Annotated in this window: 18 protein-coding genes, 2 tRNA genes, 3 rRNA genes and 1 pseudogene; 16 read left to right on the top strand and 8 right to left on the bottom strand. The window is 31.7% G+C overall.

The genetic code is table 11. The annotated features are described in order from the left end of the window. Nucleotides 1-5: 5 nt before the first annotated feature. Genes H3N56_RS00565 through H3N56_RS00575 form a run of 3 tightly spaced genes read left to right on the top strand, consistent with a single transcriptional unit; the run spans nucleotide 6 to nucleotide 2,025 of the window. Entirely contained in the window at nucleotides 6-797 is a 792-nt protein-coding gene (locus H3N56_RS00565; RefSeq protein WP_185879404.1) for a substrate-binding domain-containing protein, read from the top strand. Continuing rightward, entirely contained in the window at nucleotides 798-1,421 is a 624-nt protein-coding gene (locus tag H3N56_RS00570) for an ABC transporter permease (RefSeq protein ID WP_185879405.1), read from the top strand. Between the two features lies 1 nt (nucleotide 1,422). Continuing rightward, complete coding sequence (locus H3N56_RS00575) at nucleotides 1,423-2,025, top strand: ATP-binding cassette domain-containing protein (RefSeq protein ID WP_185879406.1); 603 nt, start codon at nucleotides 1,423-1,425, stop codon at nucleotides 2,023-2,025. 56 nt (nucleotides 2,026-2,081) lie between these two features. Here H3N56_RS00575 and H3N56_RS00580 read toward each other — a convergent pair whose 3' ends face one another. Together H3N56_RS00580 and H3N56_RS00585 are read right to left on the bottom strand one after the other, a co-directional pair. After that, nucleotides 2,082-2,813: an amino acid ABC transporter ATP-binding protein gene (locus H3N56_RS00580; RefSeq protein WP_185879407.1), complete on the bottom strand. Its 732-nt coding sequence runs from the start codon at nucleotides 2,811-2,813 to the stop codon at nucleotides 2,082-2,084. Next, nucleotides 2,803-3,597, bottom strand: coding sequence for an amino acid ABC transporter permease (locus H3N56_RS00585; RefSeq protein ID WP_185879408.1), 795 nt, complete (start codon nucleotides 3,595-3,597; stop codon nucleotides 2,803-2,805). The genes H3N56_RS00580 and H3N56_RS00585 overlap by 11 nt, the downstream gene beginning before the upstream one ends. Nucleotides 3,598-3,804: 207 nt before the next feature. On the opposite strand from H3N56_RS00585, the gene H3N56_RS00590 reads away from it, so the two are divergent. Next, complete coding sequence (locus tag H3N56_RS00590; RefSeq protein ID WP_185879409.1) at nucleotides 3,805-5,187, top strand: tyrosine phenol-lyase; 1,383 nt, start codon at nucleotides 3,805-3,807, stop codon at nucleotides 5,185-5,187. A gap of 65 nt (nucleotides 5,188-5,252) precedes the next feature. Here the strand turns inward: H3N56_RS00590 and H3N56_RS00595 are convergent, their stop codons facing one another. Genes H3N56_RS00595 through H3N56_RS00605 form a run of 3 tightly spaced genes read right to left on the bottom strand, consistent with a single transcriptional unit; the run spans nucleotide 5,253 to nucleotide 7,004 of the window. Continuing rightward, the gene (locus H3N56_RS00595) at nucleotides 5,253-5,651 is read right to left on the bottom strand and encodes a hypothetical protein (RefSeq protein ID WP_185879410.1); all 399 of its coding nucleotides are present in this window, start codon (nucleotides 5,649-5,651) and stop codon (nucleotides 5,253-5,255) included. After that, a complete protein-coding gene (locus H3N56_RS00600; RefSeq protein ID WP_185879411.1) occupies nucleotides 5,641-6,147 on the bottom strand; it encodes an NUDIX hydrolase in 507 nt (168 codons plus the stop codon). The genes H3N56_RS00595 and H3N56_RS00600 overlap by 11 nt, the downstream gene beginning before the upstream one ends. A 26-nt stretch (nucleotides 6,148-6,173) precedes the next feature. Then, a complete protein-coding gene (locus H3N56_RS00605) occupies nucleotides 6,174-7,004 on the bottom strand; it encodes an RluA family pseudouridine synthase (protein WP_185879412.1) in 831 nt (276 codons plus the stop codon). 222 nt (nucleotides 7,005-7,226) lie between these two features. Between H3N56_RS00605 and H3N56_RS00610 the strand changes: the two genes are divergently transcribed. Genes H3N56_RS00610 through H3N56_RS00620 form a run of 3 tightly spaced genes read left to right on the top strand, consistent with a single transcriptional unit; the run spans nucleotide 7,227 to nucleotide 9,197 of the window. Beyond that, nucleotides 7,227-8,255: an ROK family protein gene (locus H3N56_RS00610; protein ID WP_185879413.1), complete on the top strand. Its 1,029-nt coding sequence runs from the start codon at nucleotides 7,227-7,229 to the stop codon at nucleotides 8,253-8,255. After that, complete coding sequence (locus H3N56_RS00615; protein ID WP_185879414.1) at nucleotides 8,252-8,626, top strand: hypothetical protein; 375 nt, start codon at nucleotides 8,252-8,254, stop codon at nucleotides 8,624-8,626. Before H3N56_RS00610 ends, H3N56_RS00615 begins: the two co-directional genes overlap by 4 nt. Before the next feature lie 49 nt (nucleotides 8,627-8,675). Further along, nucleotides 8,676-9,197, top strand: coding sequence for a GNAT family N-acetyltransferase (locus H3N56_RS00620; RefSeq protein WP_185879415.1), 522 nt, complete (start codon nucleotides 8,676-8,678; stop codon nucleotides 9,195-9,197). 45 nt (nucleotides 9,198-9,242) lie between these two features. Here the strand turns inward: H3N56_RS00620 and H3N56_RS00625 are convergent, their stop codons facing one another. After that, nucleotides 9,243-11,072 carry a hypothetical protein gene (locus tag H3N56_RS00625; protein ID WP_185879416.1) on the bottom strand — a complete coding sequence of 610 codons (1,830 nt, stop codon included), beginning with the start codon at nucleotides 11,070-11,072 and terminating at the stop codon, nucleotides 9,243-9,245. A 469-nt stretch (nucleotides 11,073-11,541) separates the two neighbouring features. On the opposite strand from H3N56_RS00625, the gene H3N56_RS00630 reads away from it, so the two are divergent. The 3 genes from H3N56_RS00630 to tpx all read left to right on the top strand — a co-directional run bounded on the left by H3N56_RS00630 (nucleotide 11,542) and on the right by tpx (nucleotide 13,768). Next, nucleotides 11,542-12,678, top strand: a complete 1,137-nt coding sequence (locus tag H3N56_RS00630; protein ID WP_185879417.1) for a cyclically-permuted mutarotase family protein — start codon at nucleotides 11,542-11,544, stop codon at nucleotides 12,676-12,678. Between the two features lie 140 nt (nucleotides 12,679-12,818). Further along, the gene (locus H3N56_RS00635; protein WP_185879418.1) at nucleotides 12,819-13,244 is read left to right on the top strand and encodes a hypothetical protein; all 426 of its coding nucleotides are present in this window, start codon (nucleotides 12,819-12,821) and stop codon (nucleotides 13,242-13,244) included. Nucleotides 13,245-13,255: 11 nt separating this feature from the next. After that, nucleotides 13,256-13,768, top strand: a complete 513-nt coding sequence (gene tpx / locus H3N56_RS00640; protein ID WP_185879419.1) for a thiol peroxidase — start codon at nucleotides 13,256-13,258, stop codon at nucleotides 13,766-13,768. A 36-nt stretch (nucleotides 13,769-13,804) separates the two neighbouring features. On the opposite strand, the gene H3N56_RS00645 is transcribed toward tpx, so the two are convergent. Continuing rightward, nucleotides 13,805-15,193 carry an aminopeptidase P family protein gene (locus tag H3N56_RS00645; protein ID WP_185879420.1) on the bottom strand — a complete coding sequence of 463 codons (1,389 nt, stop codon included), beginning with the start codon at nucleotides 15,191-15,193 and terminating at the stop codon, nucleotides 13,805-13,807. A gap of 136 nt (nucleotides 15,194-15,329) precedes the next feature. Here H3N56_RS00645 and H3N56_RS00650 point away from each other — a divergent pair. From H3N56_RS00650 to rrf, 5 genes are all read left to right on the top strand, one after another. Further along, nucleotides 15,330-15,406 (top strand) — tRNA-Pro (locus H3N56_RS00650). A 6-nt stretch (nucleotides 15,407-15,412) separates the two neighbouring features. Then, nucleotides 15,413-15,487: transfer RNA gene (locus H3N56_RS00655), tRNA-Gln, on the top strand. A gap of 109 nt (nucleotides 15,488-15,596) precedes the next feature. Beyond that, a 16S ribosomal RNA gene (locus H3N56_RS00660) occupies nucleotides 15,597-17,110 on the top strand. Nucleotides 17,111-17,264: 154 nt separating this feature from the next. Then, nucleotides 17,265-20,178, top strand: a 23S ribosomal RNA gene (locus H3N56_RS00665). A 52-nt stretch (nucleotides 20,179-20,230) separates the two neighbouring features. Further along, nucleotides 20,231-20,347 (top strand): 5S ribosomal RNA (gene rrf, locus H3N56_RS00670). Together the 16S, 23S and 5S rRNA genes with 2 tRNA genes alongside form the textbook arrangement of a ribosomal RNA operon. Before the next feature lie 18 nt (nucleotides 20,348-20,365). Here rrf and H3N56_RS13495 read toward each other — a convergent pair. Next, nucleotides 20,366-20,989, bottom strand: a pseudogene (locus H3N56_RS13495) (PdaC/SigV domain-containing protein); the annotation flags it as partial. Between the two features lie 114 nt (nucleotides 20,990-21,103). Between H3N56_RS13495 and H3N56_RS00680 the strand changes: the two are divergent. After that, complete coding sequence (locus H3N56_RS00680) at nucleotides 21,104-21,703, top strand: ECF-type riboflavin transporter substrate-binding protein (protein WP_185879421.1); 600 nt, start codon at nucleotides 21,104-21,106, stop codon at nucleotides 21,701-21,703. The last annotated feature ends 5 nt before the right edge of the window (nucleotides 21,704-21,708 follow it).

Here is a 21,708-nt window from a genome sequence, read left to right on the forward strand (position 1 = left end):
TTATTTTGAACAAAATATTATTATTTATGGGGGCTCTTACTTTTTCTCTAACATCTTTTTCTGGTGAAATATTGATGGGGACTACTACTTCTCTTGATGATACTGGATTTTTAAAAGTTGTATCAGAGAAATTAAAAGCAAAAACTGGCGTTGAGTTAAAGTACTTAAGTAGAGGGACTGGAGAAGCTCTAGAGCTTGGAAAAAGAGGAGATGTAGATATATTATTTACACATGACAAAGCAAGAGAAGAAAAATTTATTAAAGATGGATTTGGTACTAAAAGACACGAAATGATGTATAACTATTTTATGATTGTTACTGCTAATGATAATGATAACTCTAATTTCCCGAAAGATTTAAATTCTGTTATGAAAAAAATCTCTGATGAAAATTTAGTTTTCCTTTCAAGAGGTGATAAATCAGGGACTCATTCAAAAGAACTTGCTATTTGGAAAGCAGTTGGAATAACTCCTAAATTTGAAAATTATAAAGAAACAGGAGTTGGAATGGCAAAAACATTAAATATAACTTCTGAACTTAAAGGTTATACTGTTTCTGACTATGGAACTTTTGAAACTTTAAAAAATAAATTTGGTCTTAAAAATATAGAATTAAACGATAAAACTGAGTTGAAAAATACTTACGCTATTGTAGAACTTTCAAAAACAGAAAAATCTAAAGAAAAAGATATACAAACTTTTATTGAGTTTATGAATTCACCTGAGATGGATGAAGTTATTAAGACTTACGGAAAGGATACTCTAGGGACTAACTTATTCTTTAGAGAAAATAACTAAATGGAAATTCTCCAAATTGTAGTTCTTTCTCTTGTGGTAAGTTCTACTGCAACTCTATTTAGTTTTTTAATTGGATTTTTTTTAAGTTTATTTATTTTTTTAAAAAATTTCATTTTAAAAAAATGGTTAATAAATTTTCTAAATGCCTTAACAGGAGTACCAACAGTTATTTTTGGTTTATGTGTTCTTCTTTTACTTTCTAGAAAAGGACCTTTTGGAAGTTTAAAGCTTCTTTTTACTCCAACAGCTATAATTATAGCTCAATTTTTCTTGCTACTTCCATTAGTTATTACACTGTCTTTAGACGTATTTAATGGTGAGGGGAAAAAAATATTAGAAACTTGTAAAATTTTACAAATACCTAAAAATAAAATTGCTAAAATTTTCCTCAAGGAACTTATAAAACCTCTTGTCTGTATCTTTTTAATTGCCTTTTCTAGGGCAATTTCAGAAGTTGGTGCAGTTTCACTAGTTGGTGGAAACATAAAGGGGCATACGCGGGTTATGACGACTTATATAGCTCTTTCAACTTCAATGGGGAATTATGATACTTCAATAATAATAGCTTTAATACTTTTCGTTATATCTTTTTTAATAAATTATTTACTAAGAAGAAAGGCATAATATGTTAATTATTAAAAATTTAAAAAAATCATTTAATAACAGAATAATTTTAGATATTCCACTTCTTACTTTTGAAAGAGGAAAAATCTATACAATTGTAGGAAATAATGGAGCTGGAAAATCAACATTTCTTAGAATTTTATATGGTTTGGAAGATTTTGATGAAGGAGAATTTTTTTTAGATGGGGAAATATTGAAAGATGAAAATAGATTTCAAAAAATTATATTTAATCCACAAACCCCACTTTTCTTTAAAGGTACTGTTGAGTATAACCTTAGAGAACCATTTAAATTAAGAAATCTTCCTTTTCCTGAAGAAAAAACAAATGAATTATTAAATGAATTTGGATTAGAAAAATTAAGATACTCAGATATAGAGACTTTGTCTGGTGGTGAAAAAGCTAAAGTTCAATTCGTAAGAACACTTTTATACGATAGAGATTATTTACTTCTAGATGAACCTACGGCTAGTACTGATAAGGAAACTACACAAACTATTGAAAAATTCATATTAAATTGTAAAAAATTAAATAAAACTGTAATTATGATTACACATAGCTTTTATCAAAACGAAAAAATAAGTGATTTAACAATTACAATCTAAATAATATACAGCACAAAAGGTTATTGTTTCCAATAACCTTTTGTTTTTTTTATATTTTAATATTTTAATATTTTACTCAAAAAAAACTTTAACTCTTCACTTTTAGGACTTTCTAATACCTCTTTTGGATTTCCTTGTTCAATAATTTTTCCTTTATCTACGTATATTAAATAATCTCCAACGGCTTTTGCAAAGCTCATCTGATGAGTAACTAATATTAAATCCTTTTTTTCCTTTTTAAGCTCCATAATCGTGTCCAATACTTCCGAGACTAAATAAGGATCCAAAGCTGATGTAGGCTCATCTAATAACAAAAATTCAGAGTCTAAGGCAAGCATTCTTATAATAGCAACTCTTTGTTGTTGACCGCCACTTAGTTGCTTAGGTTTTTTATTCATATGCTCCAGTAATTGAAATTTTTCTAAAAGATTTAATGCTTTTTTATAAGATTCATCCTTTGGAAATCCATGAATTTTTTCTAATGGTAAAATTATATTTTCCAAAGCTGTCAAATGAGGAAATAAATTATATGATTGAAATACTATTCCAATTGTTTTTCTATATTTTTCTAGATATTTTTCTTCAAAAGAAAGATTTTTATTATTTATTCTAACAGTTCCTGTTTCTGGAGTTACTAATCCCGCTATAACTTTTAAAAGAGTGGATTTTCCGCCACCAGACGGACCAATTATTACTAAAGAATGGATATTTTTTATGTCTAAATTTAGGTTATCTAAAACAATCTGATTGTTATACTTCTTAGTTAGATTTAATATATCAAGAGTCATATGCGAACCTTCTTTCTAATTTTTTTGAAAAATATGAAATAGGGTATGTCAATATTATATATCCTATAGCTAAAAACAAATAATTTTCTAGGGGAGCAAAAGTTAGGGAGTCAACTTCTTGCACATTTTTTGTTAGTTCATTAACAGCTATTATTGACAATAATGACGAATCTTTTATCAAAGAGCCAAATTGTCCAGCTAAAGGTGGCATAATTCTTTTTATTACTTGTGGTAAAATTATATATCTATATGTTTGAACTTTTGTAAATCCAAGCGATTTTGCTGTTTCAAATTGATTTACTTCGATACTTTCTATTCCTGATCTTATAATCTCAGCAACATATGCTCCTGAAAATATCCCCATAATCAATATTCCCATAACATATCTATTTTCTAAGTTAAATGCGGTTCCTATAACATAAAAAAATATATATATTTGTACAATTAAAGGTGTTCCCCTTATCAATTCAACGTAAATTCTACTCAAATATCCAAGTAAAATAATTTTACTTTTTCTAAATATAACTGTAATAGATCCAATTACTAAACTTAAAATTAATGAAAAACAAGATAAATATACAGTTAACATAAATCCTATAAAAAATTTCTTTTTATATTTTATAACTGTATCGTTCCATCGATAAGTATACTCTAATTTACTAAAAGAAAAATATAGTATACCCAATATAAGTGCTAAGGCTAGTACTGTATTCAAAATTAATGCTTTTTTATTGATACTTGGTTGATTTTCTTGATTCAATAAATATTTCTTTAAGTATTTCATAATATTTGTCCTTTAATATTTTCTAAACGTGCCTTAAGTAGGATAATACAAGTATACTCTATACTTTTCCTTTTTTTAATTTTTATTTTTACCTTTTCACTTGACTTATTAGATTCTATGTAGTAATAAAATACCAATTATAAAATACTAGTTTTAGATACTTTCCTATTTTTCAAAACAAAAGATTGTGAAATTAAGGGGGATATTATGACAAAATTTATGCCGGAACCGTTTAAAATTAAAGTTGTAGAATCTATGAGTATTTTAACAAGAGAAGAAAGAGAAGAGGCCATTCAAAGAGCAGGCTTCAATACTTTTCTTCTAAGAGCAAATGAGTGTTATATTGACTTATTAACTGACTCGGGAACAAACGCGATGAGTGATAAGCAATGGGCTGGAATGATGGTTGGAGACGAGTCATATGCAGGAAGTGTGAACTTCTATAATCTTGAGGCAACTATTAGAGACATTTTTGGATTTAAATATGTAGTGCCTACTCATCAAGGTAGAGGAGCTGAAAATATTCTTTCTTCTATCATGATAAAACCTGGAGATTATGTTCCTGGTAATATGTATTTTACTACAACTAGATTCCATCAAGAAAGAAATGGAGCTACATTTAGAGATATTATAATCGATGCTGCTCATGATCCAAACAGAGTAGATGTTCCTTTTAAAGGAAATGTTGATCTTAATAAGCTACAAGCTCTAATTGATGAAGTTGGAGCTGATAAGATTCCGTATATTTGTCTTGCTGTTACAGTTAATTTAGCTGGTGGTCAACCTGTTTCTATGAAAAATATTAAAGAAACTTGTGAACTTGCACACAGATACGGCATAAAAGTTATGTTTGATGCGACTAGATGTGTAGAAAATGCATACTTTATTAAAGAAAGAGAACCTGGATTTGAAAATAAAACTATAAGAGCTATTGTTAAAGAAATGTTCTCATATGGGGACGGTTGTACAATGAGTGGGAAAAAAGACTGTCTTACTAATATAGGAGGATTCCTTTGTCTAAATGATCAAGATCTTTACCAACAATCAACTGGTGTAGTTGTACAATTTGAAGGAATGCCAAGTTATGGTGGTATGGCCGGTAGAGATATGGAAGCTATGGCTATAGGACTTGGAGAAGCAGTTAATTTTGAATATATTAGTCATAGGGTTAATCAAATTAGATATCTTGGAGAAAAGTTAGAAGCTGCTGGTATTCCAATGGTAAAACCTTTTGGAGGTCATGCTATTTTCTTAGATGCAAAAGCATTCCTTCCTCACTTAACTCAAGACGAGCATCCTGCTCAATCTCTTGCTGCTGCTATATATATAAACTCTGGTGTTAGAACTATGGAAAGAGGAATAGTTTCAGCTGGTAGAGATATAAAAACAGGAAAAAATCACTATCCTAAATTAGAAACAGTAAGACTTACTATCCCAAGAAGAGTATATACTTATGCTCATTTAGATTATGTAGCTAATTCAATTATTGAACTTTATAAAGAAAGAGATACAATAAAAGGGCTAGTATGGGACTATGAACCTAAATATTTAAGATTCTTCACTGGAAGATTTTTAGAAATTGATAAATAAAATGTAAATAAGTGTCCGCTAAATATTTTATAATTAGCGGACACTTATTTTCTTTAAATATTTTTTTATAAAATTACATGTAATAAAGCAAGAATAACAAGTAATCCTGCTAATAACATATGAATTTTAATAATTATTCTCTTATGATTACTTGAAACTTTTTTTACAAGCATTCCCATCAATCCTACAATAAAAAGATCTACTAATGCTGCTAATCCAAACCACATAAAAAGTTTTGGATTTTTCAAGTACTTAATCATCCCAAAAGAATGAAAAATTGCAAAAAATAGTGCTAACATACCAAAATATTTATGATATTTATTTATATATTTTGAGTATTCTTTTATAAATGGATATTTATTATATTTTAAAAAAAACGAAGACATCACCAAATATCTTGATGCTGCTAAAATTATGAAAAATAAAGCTATTCCTCCAAAAGATTTCAATATATCATTTAACATATTTTAATCCTTGATATAATAAGATTGCATAATGGGTTTTAAAATCATGAGTCACTTTTAATACGTCCTCTAATTTTATCCATTCTCCAACCAAATCTTCTCCATCGTCTAACGTTAATTCTTTGGGTTTTATTTCTTCTGAATTAAGTTTTATTATATATGTATATAAAGACTCTGTTGTATATCCTGGTGACAAAATAAGAGGCATTTCTGGAGCATAGATTATTTCATAATCATCTTTGGAATAACCTGTTTCTTCTAGCACTTCTCTATATAAAGTTGATAATGCAGTTTCATCTTTTTCTATTATTCCAGCAGGAATCTCTAATATTTCATCAGATACACCAGGTCTATATTGCTTAACTAAAAGAACCTGTTTTTCAGAATAATCTAAAATTAAGGCTGCTATAGCGTTTGGCTTATCTAAAAATTCTAAACTAGTTCCTTTGGTTGGATGTTTTTCAATTTTAATTTTTAAAAATTTTAATCTATCCATTTCTATTTCCTCCGCAATAATATTTATTATTTAAACATTTTTAAGAAAGATTCAGGAATATCTGAAGAAAATGTAACAATTTTATCCGTTACTGGATGTTGGAATTTTATAGTTTTGGCATGAAGACCTAAACGTTTAATAGGATTTTTTTCTGCTCCATATTTCTTATCTCCAGTAACAGAATGTCCTAAATCCTTCATGTGAACTCTTATTTGGTTTTTTCTTCCTGTTTCAAGTTCTGCTTCTACAAGAGAATAACCTCTTCTTCTTCCAATTACTTTATAAGCTGTAACTGCTAATTTTCCTCCATCATTTTCAGAAAATGTCGAATAACTTATATGTGCTTTGTTCTCTTTTAACCAAGATTTGATTGTTCCTTTATCTTCTTTAACAGTTCCTTCAACCACGGCTACATAAGTTCTTTCTTTTACTATTTCATTCCAATTTTCTTGAAGTTTTTTCTGAATATCTTCAGATTTTGCAAATATCATAACTCCAGATGTGTCTTTATCTAATCTGTGAACTATAAATATTTTATTTCTTGGATTTTTCTTTTTAAGATTCTCTTTTAATATACTGTAGGCTGTTTTTTCTTTTTCTTTATCTGAAGCTATAGATAACATTCCACTATTTTTTTCAATCGCTATTAAAGCATCATCTTCGTATATTATTTTTATACCTTGTAGGGCCTTTTCTTCACGAGATTTTGAAAAAATAACAGAAACCTCATCTCCACTTTTTAACGAATGGTTGTATTGCTTTACCACTTGCCCATTTACTAATATTTGTTCTTTTGTAAGAAGTGTTTTTATGTTATTACGACTTTGTCCCTCTAATTTTTCAAGTAAAAATACCATTAATTCTTTTGGTTCTATTACCTTTAAATCTAAATTTCTTCTTTTCAGTTTTATTCCTCCTAGATATTGAGTGATTTTAAGGTTTAATTATATCATATTTAATAAAAGAAAACTGTTTTTTTAATAATTTTTTTTAATGACTTGTAAATAAAAAACTTATAAGGTACACTTTTATTATACTAAATATATCAGTAAATTGTTTCTTATTCAAGGGGGAGATTTATGGAGATTGAGACTATTTATCAAAAAAGAGAAAAGTTAAAAAATAAGTATAATTTGTTTAAATTTATTTCTAAAGTTGAAACTTTTACAAAGTTGGACGTTTCAACTGCTTTAAAACTTTCAATACCCACTGTTTCAAAAATAGTGGATGATTTTTTGAATGAAAATCTAATAAATGATATTGGAGTAAGTCAGGGGGGACTTGGTAGAAAATCAACTATTTACAGATATAATCCAAGTGCTTTTTACTCTTTAGGAATTTTAATAGAATCAAATTCAATTAAATTTTTAATAGCAAATTTACAGGGACAAAAGATTAGAAAAAAAACTTTAACAAATATTCCTATTTCAGAAAATTCAATTGACAAAATAGTATCTGAAATCAAAAATTTTATAAATGATTTTGAACTTAATTATTTAATCAAAGGTATTGGATTATCAATTTCTGCATTTAATATGAAAAATAATGATTCTAAATTATTTCTAGAAAATCTTTCAAAAAAAATAACAGAAACTACATCTATTGAAGTCTCTGTTGAAAGAATGGCAAGTGCCGGAGCTATTCTTGAATACAGTCAAAGTAATAATAAAAACCTTGCGTTTTTAAATATTGGAGATAATTTAAATGATGTAGAAATTGGACTAATAATTGATGGAAAAACACTGAACGGAGGAAAATCAGCTCAAAAATTCTCTCCTGATATATCTAATGAAACTCTTACTAAAAATTTTAAAAATCTTTCTTCTGAACCAATCAATAATTTTCATGAGATATTTACAAAAAATATGTTTGAAAAAGAAGATGGAAAAAAAATATTAGAGACCTACGTATTTGCCATATCATCGTTTTTAAAAAATGTGCAACTTATTACCGATATTGATAAAATTGTAATTGGTGGTCGTATTGCAGAACATGCAAATATTCTTGAAGAGTTATTTCCAGAAGAAAATGTAAAGTTTTCTCAATATAATGAAGACTCTTCTCTTATAGGTACTGCTTTACTTCCATTAAAAGAATATTTCCTATGAAAAAAATTTTACTGTTTTTTCACTTAGTTTTTCTTTTTTCATATTCACAATGGGAAGAAGTAATAACGACTTCTGTAGATAATAATGAAATTACAATCTATAACAACAAGGAAAATAATACGGTTGGCACTAGTTATCTTTCAAAAAATAAAAATCTTTTGGACACTTTATTTAAGTCTGAAGTGAACTTATTAGTTGATAAAACAATCTATCAAGATTTTACTATCGGAAAACAACAATACAAAAAAAAGTTTCTTGCTTTTAAAAGAAGTGGAGATTCTCTTATTGAGATTGATGCTCAAACAGAAGAGTCTCTAAAAAACTCAATTACTCAATGGTTAAATCCAACAGCACAAGATACTCAGCAATGAGTGTCTTTTTTTATCAAATTTAAAAATAAATCTGGAGGGAGATGTAGATATGGAGATAGAAAGCAAAAATTTTATTTTTAAACAAGTCACATACTATGATCTTGAAATGATGCATGAAATTTTTAGTAACCCTATTCTTACACAACATATTTTAAAAAATCCCCATTTTAATATACTTGATACTAAAAGTCATCTTAATTCTAGTGTTGTTCACTGGGAAGATTACAACTTTGGAGATTTTTTTATTTTCTATAAAAATACTGATGAACTTATTGGTTTTGTATCGTTAGTTTATCAACCAAATTATGAAGAAGTCAGATTTTATTTTATTGCAGGAGAATATTATTTAAATGAGGGTCATGCTCCTGAAATTGTAGAATTCGTTTTAGATTATTGTTTCAATACCCTTTTTTTAGAAACTGTTATCTATCAAATTAATAAAGATAATAAAATTTTAATTAATGTTATAACTAATTTAGGATTTAAAAGAAAAGATTATACATCTGTAAAACCTGTTAATGATTTTTTTTATCAGTATAATAAGTCATCCTATCCAAATATAAAATTATAAAAAAAGAGTTCTTTAATGTAAATTAAACTTTAAAGAACTCTTTTTTTATTTTATTTTTTCTTTTAATATTATTCCCTCTTGAGTTTCATCATTAAATTCAATTTGAATTTTATACTCTCCAATATCACCTTCAAAATATTTAGTGATATTTACTAATCTGATAATTTTATTTACTTCTTTCATATCAAAACCTTCTAAAGAATCAAGTATATCAAGTTGGAACATAGAAATATTTTTATATTTCTTTGTATTAACTATTTCAACATTTTGATTTTTGTCCTCTTCTGCTGTATTCTTTCTAATATAATCTAAAATTATAGTCTCTTTGCCAGCATTAAAGGCCATTTTCTGAATTTTTCCTTCAAAGCCACAAATTTTAATATAATCTTTATAAGCAAGTTTTTCAATATTTTGTTTTTCTACATCTTTTAGATTTGCAAAATACTTAGATGCTTGATCTTTTGTCATAGAATACTCATCGTGAGAATACACATCTAAAGTAAGATTTTCAATTTTGGACACTTCTGTTGTATTGTTAGATAATTTTTTAGTTGTTTGTTTATTAGTTTTTTCTTGAGTTATATAATCATTTGCCCATCCCTTAGATAAAGCTTGTATGAAATAGCTCCTAATATTACCCACTTTCTGCTTTCTCATATACTCAGCTACCAATTTAACATGTTCAAACCCATACTGTCTTATTCCGTCTTTTATAGCCTTTGGAAGCGTTTTTAATTCCTTAGCTTTCGATGGCATTATAGATAAAATTGTTTCAAGCATTTCATTGGTTGGAATTCTGTCCATGGTTTCAGCTCTAACAGTTTGAAAATAAGTATTTCCATCATCTGATTTAGTTCCACTATCAGTATGAGTAATCAAAAGATTATCAAAATGATTTTTATCATCATAAAAATATGATTGTTTTAAAGTGTTATGAGTTTCATTAAAATAAAATTCCACTTCTGATTCAATCCATTTACTATTTTTTATTATATTATAGTCAGCAATAAGGTCCATTTTTCTAAGTTCCTCACAACTTTTTTCTATAACTTTTATTGTTCTACTAATTTTTTGAATATTTTCACTTAAAGGAATCCTTTTAATTAAATTCATAGACAAAACTTTAAAATAAAGTTTATTAAATCTTAGTTTATTGATAAGCATGTAAAGTGCTCTGGTTATTGGATTATCCATACTTAATAAAAGCTGCGAATCATATACTAAATATCCTTTTCTAATAATGTTGTCATAAAAATGATCTGAAATAGAAATTTTTATAACTTCTTTAATTCTTCCATCAGTAAAATATTCTTTCTCATTTTCATCTGCTTGTTTTAAAGAAAGCATTCTTATATTCATAATGTTAGTATTTATTTGCTCTTCTATTATTCCCTTTATCTTATTAGAATATAAGGAATTTTTAAAAGTATAACTTGTCTGTGAAAGTCTAACAAGGGCTTTACTTATTCTTCCGTAAAAACCTTTGAATGACTCTTGAACTATTCCCATATTTGTCAATATTTCACTAACAGTTGTATAAAATACATTACTGTATCTCTTATCTCTCATTATTTTTAAAATGGCAATAAACACACGTTCTTCTAGCTCTCCAGGTATATAGTCCCCCGATGTTGGATTTACCTGTATATAGGCTTCTTTTGATCTATTAAAAAAATATCTAATTATCTGATTTTTTTTCTTACTAGTACTTTTTGTAAATAATGGATATTCAATGACATTTATATCTATTCTAACAAGACTATTATTTTTTTCATTTTCAATTTCTGAAACATCTAGAAATTTCTCAACAATTTCACTAGGTCCAGTATCTATAACCTCGTTTAATAAAATATCTCTTCCTCTTAACTTCCCCATATATTTCCTCCAAAACTAACCCTTACTGCTGTAAACTATTGTTATACCATCTCTGTTGTATATTTTACTATATAAATATATTCTTTTCAAGATATTTAACCTTTTACATCATAAACGGCAAAAATTGAAACTTTATTTTATATACAACATTAGTGGCAAATAAAATACAATAGAAACGTCCATAGAAATACAATAACAGTGGCAATACATATACAACACTAGTGGCAACATATATACAACATCAATGGCAACGATATTTTAGCTCTGGCATACCCCTTAAAGTCTTTATATTATTAACTTTGAAGACAATTATTTAATTCAAAAAAAATCCCCCTAACAATATAAACAATATTAAACAAAAAAACAAACAATAAACAATATATAAATTTATCTGTTTATTTTTTTCAATTAATGAGGTAATATCAAAAATTGATAATCATTGTTAATTAAAATATTTGGGAGGATATGTATGAATAAGTTATTTTTAGGTTGTATAATCTCTAGTTTACTTTTTATTGGATGTTCTAATACAAATCAACAAAAAGTAGAAACAATTACATGGACTAATACTGAAAGATTACCCGCTCCAAAAGGTTTTAACAAACAATATGGAGTAGCGGGACCTTTAGCAGGAACATTAAATGAATACATAGTTGTAGCAGGAGGAGCTAACTTTCCTTACAAGTCTGTGTTAGCAGGAGGTACTAAGAAACATTATCCAGACTTATTCCTACTTAAAGACAACAATGGAAAATTAGATTTAATAAATCATACTCAATTAGAAACTGAAACTGGATATGGAACTTCAATAACAACAGATAAAGGAATATATTATATTGGTGGATCTACAGATAAAGAAATATCAAAAGATATTTTATTAGTAACTTTATCAAAAGATAATAAAAGTACAGAAGTTATGAAAGTTGGAGAACTACCATTTACATATTTTAGTGGAGTTGCAATTCATAAAAATGATAAACTTTATATAGTATCAGGAAAACAAGATGGAAAAGATAGCAACAATTTTTATGAATATGATTTAGTGACTAAGGAAACAACTCAATTAATCTCATTTCCAGGAGATAAAAGATCTCAATCTATAGGACAAATATTAAAAGATGAAAACGGAAAAGAAATGTTATTTGTATTCAGTGGAGCTTCTAATATAGCCTATACAGATGGATATGCTTATGATTTTGAAAATAAAATTTGGACAAAAGTTGCACCTGTTAAAATAAATGAAAAAGAGATTTCTTTATTAGGAGCTAATTCAGTTAAAATAAATGAAAACGAAATATTGGTTATCGGTGGATTTAATAAAGAAGTTTGGGATAATGCTGTTAAAAATTTGGGAACACTAAAGGGAAAAGAACTCTTAGAATTTAAACAAGATTATTTTAATAAAAATCCAAAAGATTATAATTGGAATAAACAAATTTTAATTTATAATGCTAAAACAAATCTATGGAGAAGTGCAGGAGAAATACCATTTATGGCACCTTGTGGTCAAGCATTAATTGTAATAGGTAATAAAATATACTCTATCAATGGAGAAATAAAACCTGGAGTAAGAACGGACAAAATATATATAGGAACATTTAATTAATTAAGAAAAGAGCTGATACATCAGCTCTTTTTTATATCAACACAAGTGGACATTTTTAGAAAGAATAATAATTTAAAGGATTTACTTCTATTACATAAAATATAAGTATATATAATTCTTCTTAGAGGGAGGAGTTCTTTATGAATAAGGTTAAAATGTTATTTAATTCAATAGTTTTAGTATTATTATTTCTGACAGTTACTTATATAGGTGGAACTCACTACTTGCAGACAAGATATGTGAGTAGTATAAAAAATTATTATAATTATGTAGATGAAAATACTAAAATTATAGATGAAATTATATATAAAACTGAAGATGAAAAATTATTAAAATCATTATTTACACATTTAGAAACATACATTTTTATAAATAATGAATTTATAGAAAAAGAAAGTATTGATATAAATGAAGTTCTACACTGGCAAGAGTTAGGTTTTAAAAAAGCAAAGTTTGGATCCTATATAGGAATGTATAAATTGTCAAAAAGTCTTGAAAATTCTCAAAAAAGAATAGAGACTATAATAAATAATAGTATTTTAGAAAAAAGTATTAAAGAAAATTAGGAGGTTTTTTAATGGAAAAGAAAGATGTAATTACATTCAAAGGTTCCCCTTTAACTTTATTAGGAGAACAGATAAAAGTTGGAGATAAAGCTATTGATTTTAAAGCTAAAAAAATAGACTTATCAGATTTTGAATTAAACCAAAACTTAGGAGAAGTTTTAGTTATAGCTTCAATGCCATCAGTTGATACTCCCGTATGCGAAATGGAAACAATAAAATTTAATAAAGAAGCCTCAGAATTGGAAAATGTAAAAATTATAACTATTTCTGAAGATTTACCTTTTGCATTAGAAAGATTTTGTGCAGCTAAGTCAATTAAAAATGCATTAACTTTATCTGATTATAAAGATAATGAATTTGGAAAAAAATATGGATTATTAATAAAAGAATTGAAATTATTAACTAGAGCAGTTATTGTTATTGATAAATTAGGAGTTGTAAAGTATGTTGAGATAGTTCCTGACATAACTCAAGAACCAGATTATAAAAAAGCTCTAGAGGTAGTAAAAGCTTTAGCAAAATAAAGTGAAGTCCGGAGATTTTAATCTCCGGACTTCATTCTACTTACTAATTATATTTTCGATTTCGTAAAAATATTTTGGCATTTTATCACCAAGTCTTCTACTTCCATCAGCTGTTATTAGATAATCACCTTCGTATCTCATTCCACCAATAGATATATATTTATCAATCTCATCATAATTTATGTATTGAGAAAAATTATTTTGATTTTTCCATTTTTTAATTAATTCTGGAATAAAATATATCCCAGGTTCTACAGTAATAACGAAACCTTCTTGCAAAGTTCTCGCTAGTCTTAAAGATTTTAGGCCAAACTGGCTACTTCTAACGATTCCGTCCTCATATCCAACAATATTTTCTCCTAAATTTTCCATATCATGAACATCCATACCTAACATATGTCCAAGACCATGAGGAAAAAATAAAGCATGAGCTCCCGAGTCTAAAATTTCTTCTATGTCACCTTTTAATATATTTAAGTTTATCATTTCTTGAATAAGAACTCTGCATACTGAAAGATGAACCTCTTTGTACGAAATTCCAGGTTTTATTAATGATTCAGCTTTTTCAAACATTTTAATCAATATAGAATAAAATATTTTTTGTACTTCTGAAAATTTTCCAGAAACAGGAAAAACAGTTGTCATATCTCCACAATATCCTGAATTTGTTCTTGCTCCACAATCTAAAAGTATTAAATCACCATCTTTAAGAGTATTATTTTGCGAATGATTATGAAGAATTTCACCATTTACTGTGCAAATAGTTTGAAAAGATGTTGTAGCATTAAAAGATTTTGCAATTTTTTCTATAATAGCAGCAAGTTCAAATTCTTTCATTCCTACTTTAATATTTCTCATTGCCTCTAAATGCATGTCTCTTGTTATGTTTACTGCTTTTTCAATTTCAATTATTTCTTCTTTGGATTTTATATTTCTAAGATTTGATATATTTTTTTCCAATTCTTCTGATACATATTCGTTAAAATTAAATGGATTGATGTCTAAAAGCGAGGATAGTTTTAATATATTTGCATCTCTATATTGTTTTGTAAATAATATTTTTTGATTAATATTTTTAGAATTAGAAATTAAAGAGTTTAATTCTTCAATTTCTTTAAAATTATCAATACCAACTTGTAGAGCTTGATTTTTAAACAGTTCTTGATTACCCATCCAAATGATATCATCAATAGTATATTCTTTACCAAAGATATATTCTTGATTATTATCAACGTCAATAACTCCAATTAAATCTTGAGAATTTAAACCAAAAAAATATAGAAAACTTGAATCTTGAATAAAATTATAACAATTATCTTTGTATGAAATAGGAGAATTGCCATTTCCAGGGATAATTATTAATCCTGTTTTTGTGGATTTTTTTAAATTATTTCTTCGTTCTATATAGATCTCTTTATTAAACATAAAAACCTCCCAAACATTATTATCTATTATAGCAAAAATTAATGAGAAGAAAAATAAAAATAAAAAGTTGTTGACACTATTCAACAACTATGATACTATTAAAAATGTCTCGAGAAAACAACGAGATGAAAAGGAACGGAATATAGCGCAGTCCGGTAGCGCACCTGCCTTGGGAGCAGGGGGCCGCAAGTTCGAATCTTGCTATTCCGACCATTATATTGGGGTGTCGCCAAGCGGTAAGGCAACTGACTTTGACTCAGTTATGCGTTGGTTCGAATCCAGCCACCCCAGCCACATTTAAATAATAGGACATTAACAATCGAATAGAGAAAGATAGTCAGAAGTTATGCAATAACAACCATTAAATGGTGTACATTAAGTCGTAAGACTTTAAAAATATATTTGAATGAAGAGTTTGATCCTGGCTCAGGATGAACGCTGACAGAATGCTTAACACATGCAAGTCGACTTGAAGTTCTTCGGAATGGAAAGTGGCGGACGGGTGAGTAACGCGTAAAGAATTTGCCTTTTAGTCTGGGACAACTGTTGGAAACGACAGCTAATACCGGATATTATGAGTTTCTCGCATGGGATTCTTATGAAAGCTATATGCGCTAGAAGAGAACTTTGCGTTCCATTAGCTAGTTGGTGGGGTAATGGCCCACCAAGGCGACGATGGATAGCCGGCCTGAGAGGGTGAACGGCCACAAGGGGACTGAGACACGGCCCTTACTCCTACGGGAGGCAGCAGTGGGGAATATTGGACAATGGGCCACAAGCCTGATCCAGCAATTCTGTGTGCACGATGAAGGTTTTAGGATCGTAAAGTGCTTTCAGTTGGGAAGAAAAAAATGACGGTACCAACAGAAGAAGCGACGGCTAAATACGTGCCAGCAGCCGCGGTAATACGTATGTCGCAAGCGTTATCCGGATTTATTGGGCGTAAAGCGCGTCTAGGCGGATTAGTAAGTCTGATGTTAAAATGCGGGGCTCAACTCCGTATTGCGTTGGAAACTGCTAGTCTAGAGTACTGGAGAGGTGGGCGGAACTACAAGTGTAGAGGTGAAATTCGTAGATATTTGTAGGAATGCCGATAGAGAAGTCAGCTCACTGGACAGATACTGACGCTGAAGCGCGAAAGCGTGGGGAGCAAACAGGATTAGATACCCTGGTAGTCCACGCCGTAAACGATGATCACTAGGTGTTGGGGGTCGAACCTCAGCGCCCAAGCTAACGCGATAAGTGATCCGCCTGGGGAGTACGTACGCAAGTATGAAACTCAAAGGAATTGACGGGGACCCGCACAAGCGGTGGAGCATGTGGTTTAATTCGACGCAACGCGAGGAACCTTACCAGCGTTTGACATCCCAAGAAGTTTCCAGAGATGGAGATGTGCCGGCTTGCCGGAACTTGGTGACAGGTGGTGCATGGCTGTCGTCAGCTCGTGTCGTGAGATGTTGGGTTAAGTCCCGCAACGAGCGCAACCCCTTTTGTATGTTGCTACCATTAAGTTGAGCACTCATGCGATACTGCCTGCGACGAGCAGGAGGAAGGTGGGGATGACGTCAAGTCATCATGCCCCTTATACGCTGGGCTACACACGTGCTACAATGGGCAGTACAGAGAGTCGCCAACCCGCGAGGGTGAGCTAATCTCTTAAAGCTGTTCTTAGTTCGGATTGTACTCTGCAACTCGAGTACATGAAGTTGGAATCGCTAGTAATCGCAAATCAGCTATGTTGCGGTGAATACGTTCTCGGGTCTTGTACACACCGCCCGTCACACCACGAGAGTTGGTTGCACCTGAAGTGGCAGGCCTAACCCGTAAGGGAGGGATGTTCCTAAGGTGTGATTAGCGATTGGGGTGAAGTCGTAACAAGGTATCCGTACGGGAACGTGCGGATGGATCACCTCCTTTCTAAGGAGACTACAGTCTTTCTCTATTCGATTGATGATGTTCTATCATTTTTTTTTTGTACATTGGAAACTATATAGTAGATATTGAGAGAATAATTAACAAATAACTAACAATTCAAATAATCTTTGAGTAGTTAGTCTGTCAAATAAAAATAGGTTAAGATATTAAGGGCACATGAAGGATGCCTTGGTAGTAAGAGCCGATGAAGGACGTGGTAAGCTGCGATAAGCCTAGAGGAGTTGCAATCGAACATTGATTCTAGGATTTCCGAATGGAGAAATCTGCTAAGATGGAGTCTTAGCACGAAAGAGGGAACCGCGTGAACTGAAACATCTAAGTAACGCGAGGAAAAGAAAGTAAAAACGATCCCCTAAGTAGCGGCGAGCGAACGGGGGTGAGCCTAAACCATATACATGCCAAGGTTACAGCCGTTGTGTATATGGGGTAGCGGGATAGTCTCTAGAAAGTCTGTAAAGCTTTCAGCATTTTGAAACACCGAACTGGAAGAACTTGGAAAAGTTCGCCGTAGAGGGTGATAGCCCCGTACAGGTAACCTGTTTCAAATGCGTAACTAATCCCAAGTAGCACGGAACACGAGGAATTCTGTGTGAATCAGCGAGGACCATATCTCGTAAGGCTAAATACTCTTACTAACCGATAGCGCATAGTACCGTGAGGGAAAGGTGAAAAGAACCCCGGGAGGGGAGTGAAATAGAACCTGAAATCATGTGCTTACAAGCGGTCAGAGCCCTTCGGGGTGATGGCGTGCCTTTTGGAGAATGATCCTGCGAGTTACGTTCAGTGGCAAGGTTAAGTTTAACGGAGCCGAAGGGAAACCGAGTCTGAATAGGGCGACATAGTCGCTGGGCGTAGACGCGAAACCTGGTGATCTAAGCCTGTCCAGGGTGAAGCTGTGGTAAGACACAGTGGAGGCCCGAACTCACCGCCGTTGAAAAGTTGGGAGATGAGGTAGGTTTAGGGGTGAAAAGCCAATCGAACCAGGAGATAGCTCGTTCTCTCCGAAATGCATTTAGGTGCAGCCTTGAGTGTTCAATTATGGGGGTAGAGCACTGAATGATCTAGGGGGCATATTGCTTACCGAAATCAATCAAACTCCGAATACCATAATTTAAGAGCTCAGGAGTGAGACTATGGGAATTAACTTCCATGGTCAAAAGGGAAACAACCCAGACCACCAGCTAAGGTCCCTAATTATAACTAAGTGGGAAAGGAGGTGGAGATTCACAAACAACCAGGAGGTTGGCTTAGAAGCAGCCATACCTTTAAAGAGTGCGTAATAGCTCACTGGTCGAGAGTCTCTGCGCCGACAATGTAACGGGGCTAAGTTATAAACCGAAGCTGTGGAATTGCGTAAGCAATTGGTAGGAGAGCGTTCTGTAGGCCGTTGAAGGAGAAGCGTAAGCGACTCTGGAGGTATCAGAAGTGAGAATGCAGGAATAAGTAGCGAGAATGGGAGCGAGAATCTCCCACGCCGGAAGACCAAGGGTTCCAGGGTAAAGTTTGTCTTCCCTGGGTAAGCCGGGTCCTAAGCCGAGGCTATAATGCGTAGGCGAATGGAAAACAGATTAATATTTCTGTGCCACTGATATTGAGTGATGGAGGGACGCAGGAGGTTATGCACGCTGGCGAACGGAAGTGCCAGTGTAAGCGTGTAGGGTGGTCTCGTAGGAAAATCCGCGAGACTAGATCTGAGGCGTGATACGGAGTCGTAAGATGAAGGTGCAAATACCACACTGCCGAGAAAAGCTTCTAAGCGTTTAAAGATATTAGTGCCCGTACCCCAAACCGACACAGGTGGTCAGGATGAGAAATCTAAGGCGGACAGGCTAACTCTCGTTAAGGAACTCTGCAAAATTGCCCCGTAACTTCGGGAGAAGGGGTGCCTTTCATGGTCAGCGAACACGCGTCGCAAAGCTGTGAGAGGCCGCAGTGAAGAGTCTCAGGCGACTGTTTAACAAAAACACAGGTCTATGCTAAGCTGTAAGGCGATGTATATGGGCTGACACCTGCCCAGTGCCGGAAGGTTAAGAGGAGGAGTGAGAGCTCCGAATTGAAGCCCCGGTGAACGGCGGCCGTAACTATAACGGTCCTAAGGTAGCGAAATTCCTTGTCGGGTAAGTTCCGACCTGCACGAATGGTGTAACGATCTGAGAGCTGTCTTGACGGGAGGCCTGGTGAAATTGTATTATCGGTGAAGATACCGATTACCTGCAGTAGGACGGAAAGACCCCATGGAGCTTTACTGTAGCTTGGTATTGGATTTTGGTGTCGTATGTATAGGATAGTTGGGAGACTATGATGCGTGGTCGCTAGATTACGCGGAGTCAACGGTGGAATACCAACCATACTACATCGAAATTCTAATCTGAGGTTTGTACCCTCGGAGACAGTGCTAGGTGGGCAGTTTGACTGGGGCGGTCGCCTCCGAAAGAGTAACGGAGGCGTTCAAAGGTTCCCTCAGGTTGGATGGAAATCAACCGGAGAGTGCAATGGCAGAAGGGAGCTTAACTGCGAGACTGACGGGTCGAGCAGGTGCGAAAGCAGGACATAGTGATCCGGCGATTCCGAATGGAAGGGTCGTCGCTCAACGGATAAAAGCTACCCTGGGGATAACAGGCTGATTCTACCCGAGAGTCCATATCGACGGTAGAGTTTGGCACCTCGATGTCGGCTCATCGCATCCTGGGGCTGGAGAAGGTCCCAAGGGTTGGGCTGTTCGCCCATTAAAGCGGTACGTGAGCTGGGTTCAGAACGTCGTGAGACAGTTCGGTCCCTATCCACTGTAGGCGTTAGAATATTGAGAAGATCTGTCCTTAGTACGAGAGGACCGGGATGGACAAACCTCTGATGTACCAGTTGTCACGCCAGTGGCACAGCTGGGTAGTCACGTTTGGAACAGATAACCGCTGAAAGCATCTAAGCGGGAAACTGACTTCAAGATAAGTATTCTTTAAGACACCTTCGAGACTAGGAGGTTGATAGGTTGGGGGTGTAAGAGTAGCGATACTTTTAGCTGACCAATACTAATATGTCGAAGTTTTAACCTAATAAATCTCAACTACTATATAGTTTCAAGTGTTCAAATACATTTGAATATTGATTGGCAACGATAGCTATGAGGGTACACCCAGTAACATTTCGAACCTGGAAGTTAAGCTCATACACGCTGAAAGTACTTGGGGGGCAGCCCCCTGGGAGGATAAGTAGTTGCCAATCTTTTTTATTGAATCTAAAAGTTGGCATTCCAGAAGAATAAGGTGCGAGTATATAATGAGGATATTTAAAAACAATACTATCATTTTCAAAATATATAACAGCATTATCTAAAGAAATATCTGGATTTTCAAAATAAAATATCTTTTCTGGATCTTCTTCATTCTTTTCTAAATCTTCGTTTATTATTTTTAAAATCTCATTTTCAAAATAAATTTTAGCTTCTGGAATAAAAATATCTGTAAATGCTAATTGTTGTCCAGTCTTTTGACAAAAATTAAATGTTGAAGATGTTGTAATCCCGTGAGCTCCACCAGTAGAAATATATTTTTCCATACTAATTGATAATATATTAAAATTATTTTTAATACTTTTAAAAGTTATTAGAGTTTCAGCTTCACTGTCTATTCCTAGTTTTTTCATTTCTTTTCCTTCTTTTATGATATTATCTATTTCAAATTTAGCAATTTTTTGAAAACTAGAATTAATTTCATTCATATTTTGTACATCAGACTCCAGCCTTGGAATCATAATATTATATGAAAAACCATTTCCAGTTTTTTTATATCTTACTGCCATTAATTTTATATCTGCTATGAGAAAATTATAAAAAATTATAAAAAATAATAAAATTTTTTTTATCATCTAAAAACTCCTTGAAATCTAGATTTATATATAGTAGTATACCATATTTTGTGTATCTTTTTTTTAAAAAATATGTTAAAATGTTGATTACGATTTTGTGAAAGGTTGTGAAAAATGTTTAAGACATATCTGGATAAAGAAAATTATAGATATTATGTAAGAAAAAAAGAAGTTTTTTCGACTAAAAGTGTAGTGGCTATTGGGATAGGAGCTGCATTATATAGTGTGTTATCAGCTATTATGATTCCTGTTGGACCTAATACATCTTTTAGAATAGCAGTTTCTTTACTGACAATATTTGGAGCTATATTTGGACCTGTAGTTGGTTTTTTTGTAGGATTTGTGGGTCATGCTTTAAATGATATGATTATGTGGGGAAGTGTGTGGTTTAGTTGGGTATTTTTATCTGCAATGATAGGATTTTTTGCGGGATTTATAACAATGGACTCTAGTTTTGATTTAGAAGCTGGATATATAATGAAAAATCATATTTTAAAAATGTATATATATGCAATTTTAGGAATGTTTTTTGCAGGGTTAGCCGCTTATATTGGAGATGTTTATTTTTATGGTGAACCTTCAAAAAAAGTTCTTATTCAGATAATTCTAGCAACACTTACTAATTTTATTGTTACTATCACTATAGGAATTCCGATGGTATTAGGATTAGCTAAAAGAAAAAAAAGATATTCTAATTTAAAAGTAGAGAGGTAAGAAAT

This window comes from Cetobacterium sp. 2A (assembly GCF_014250685.1).
Classification (GTDB): Bacteria; Fusobacteriota; Fusobacteriia; order Fusobacteriales; family Fusobacteriaceae; genus Cetobacterium.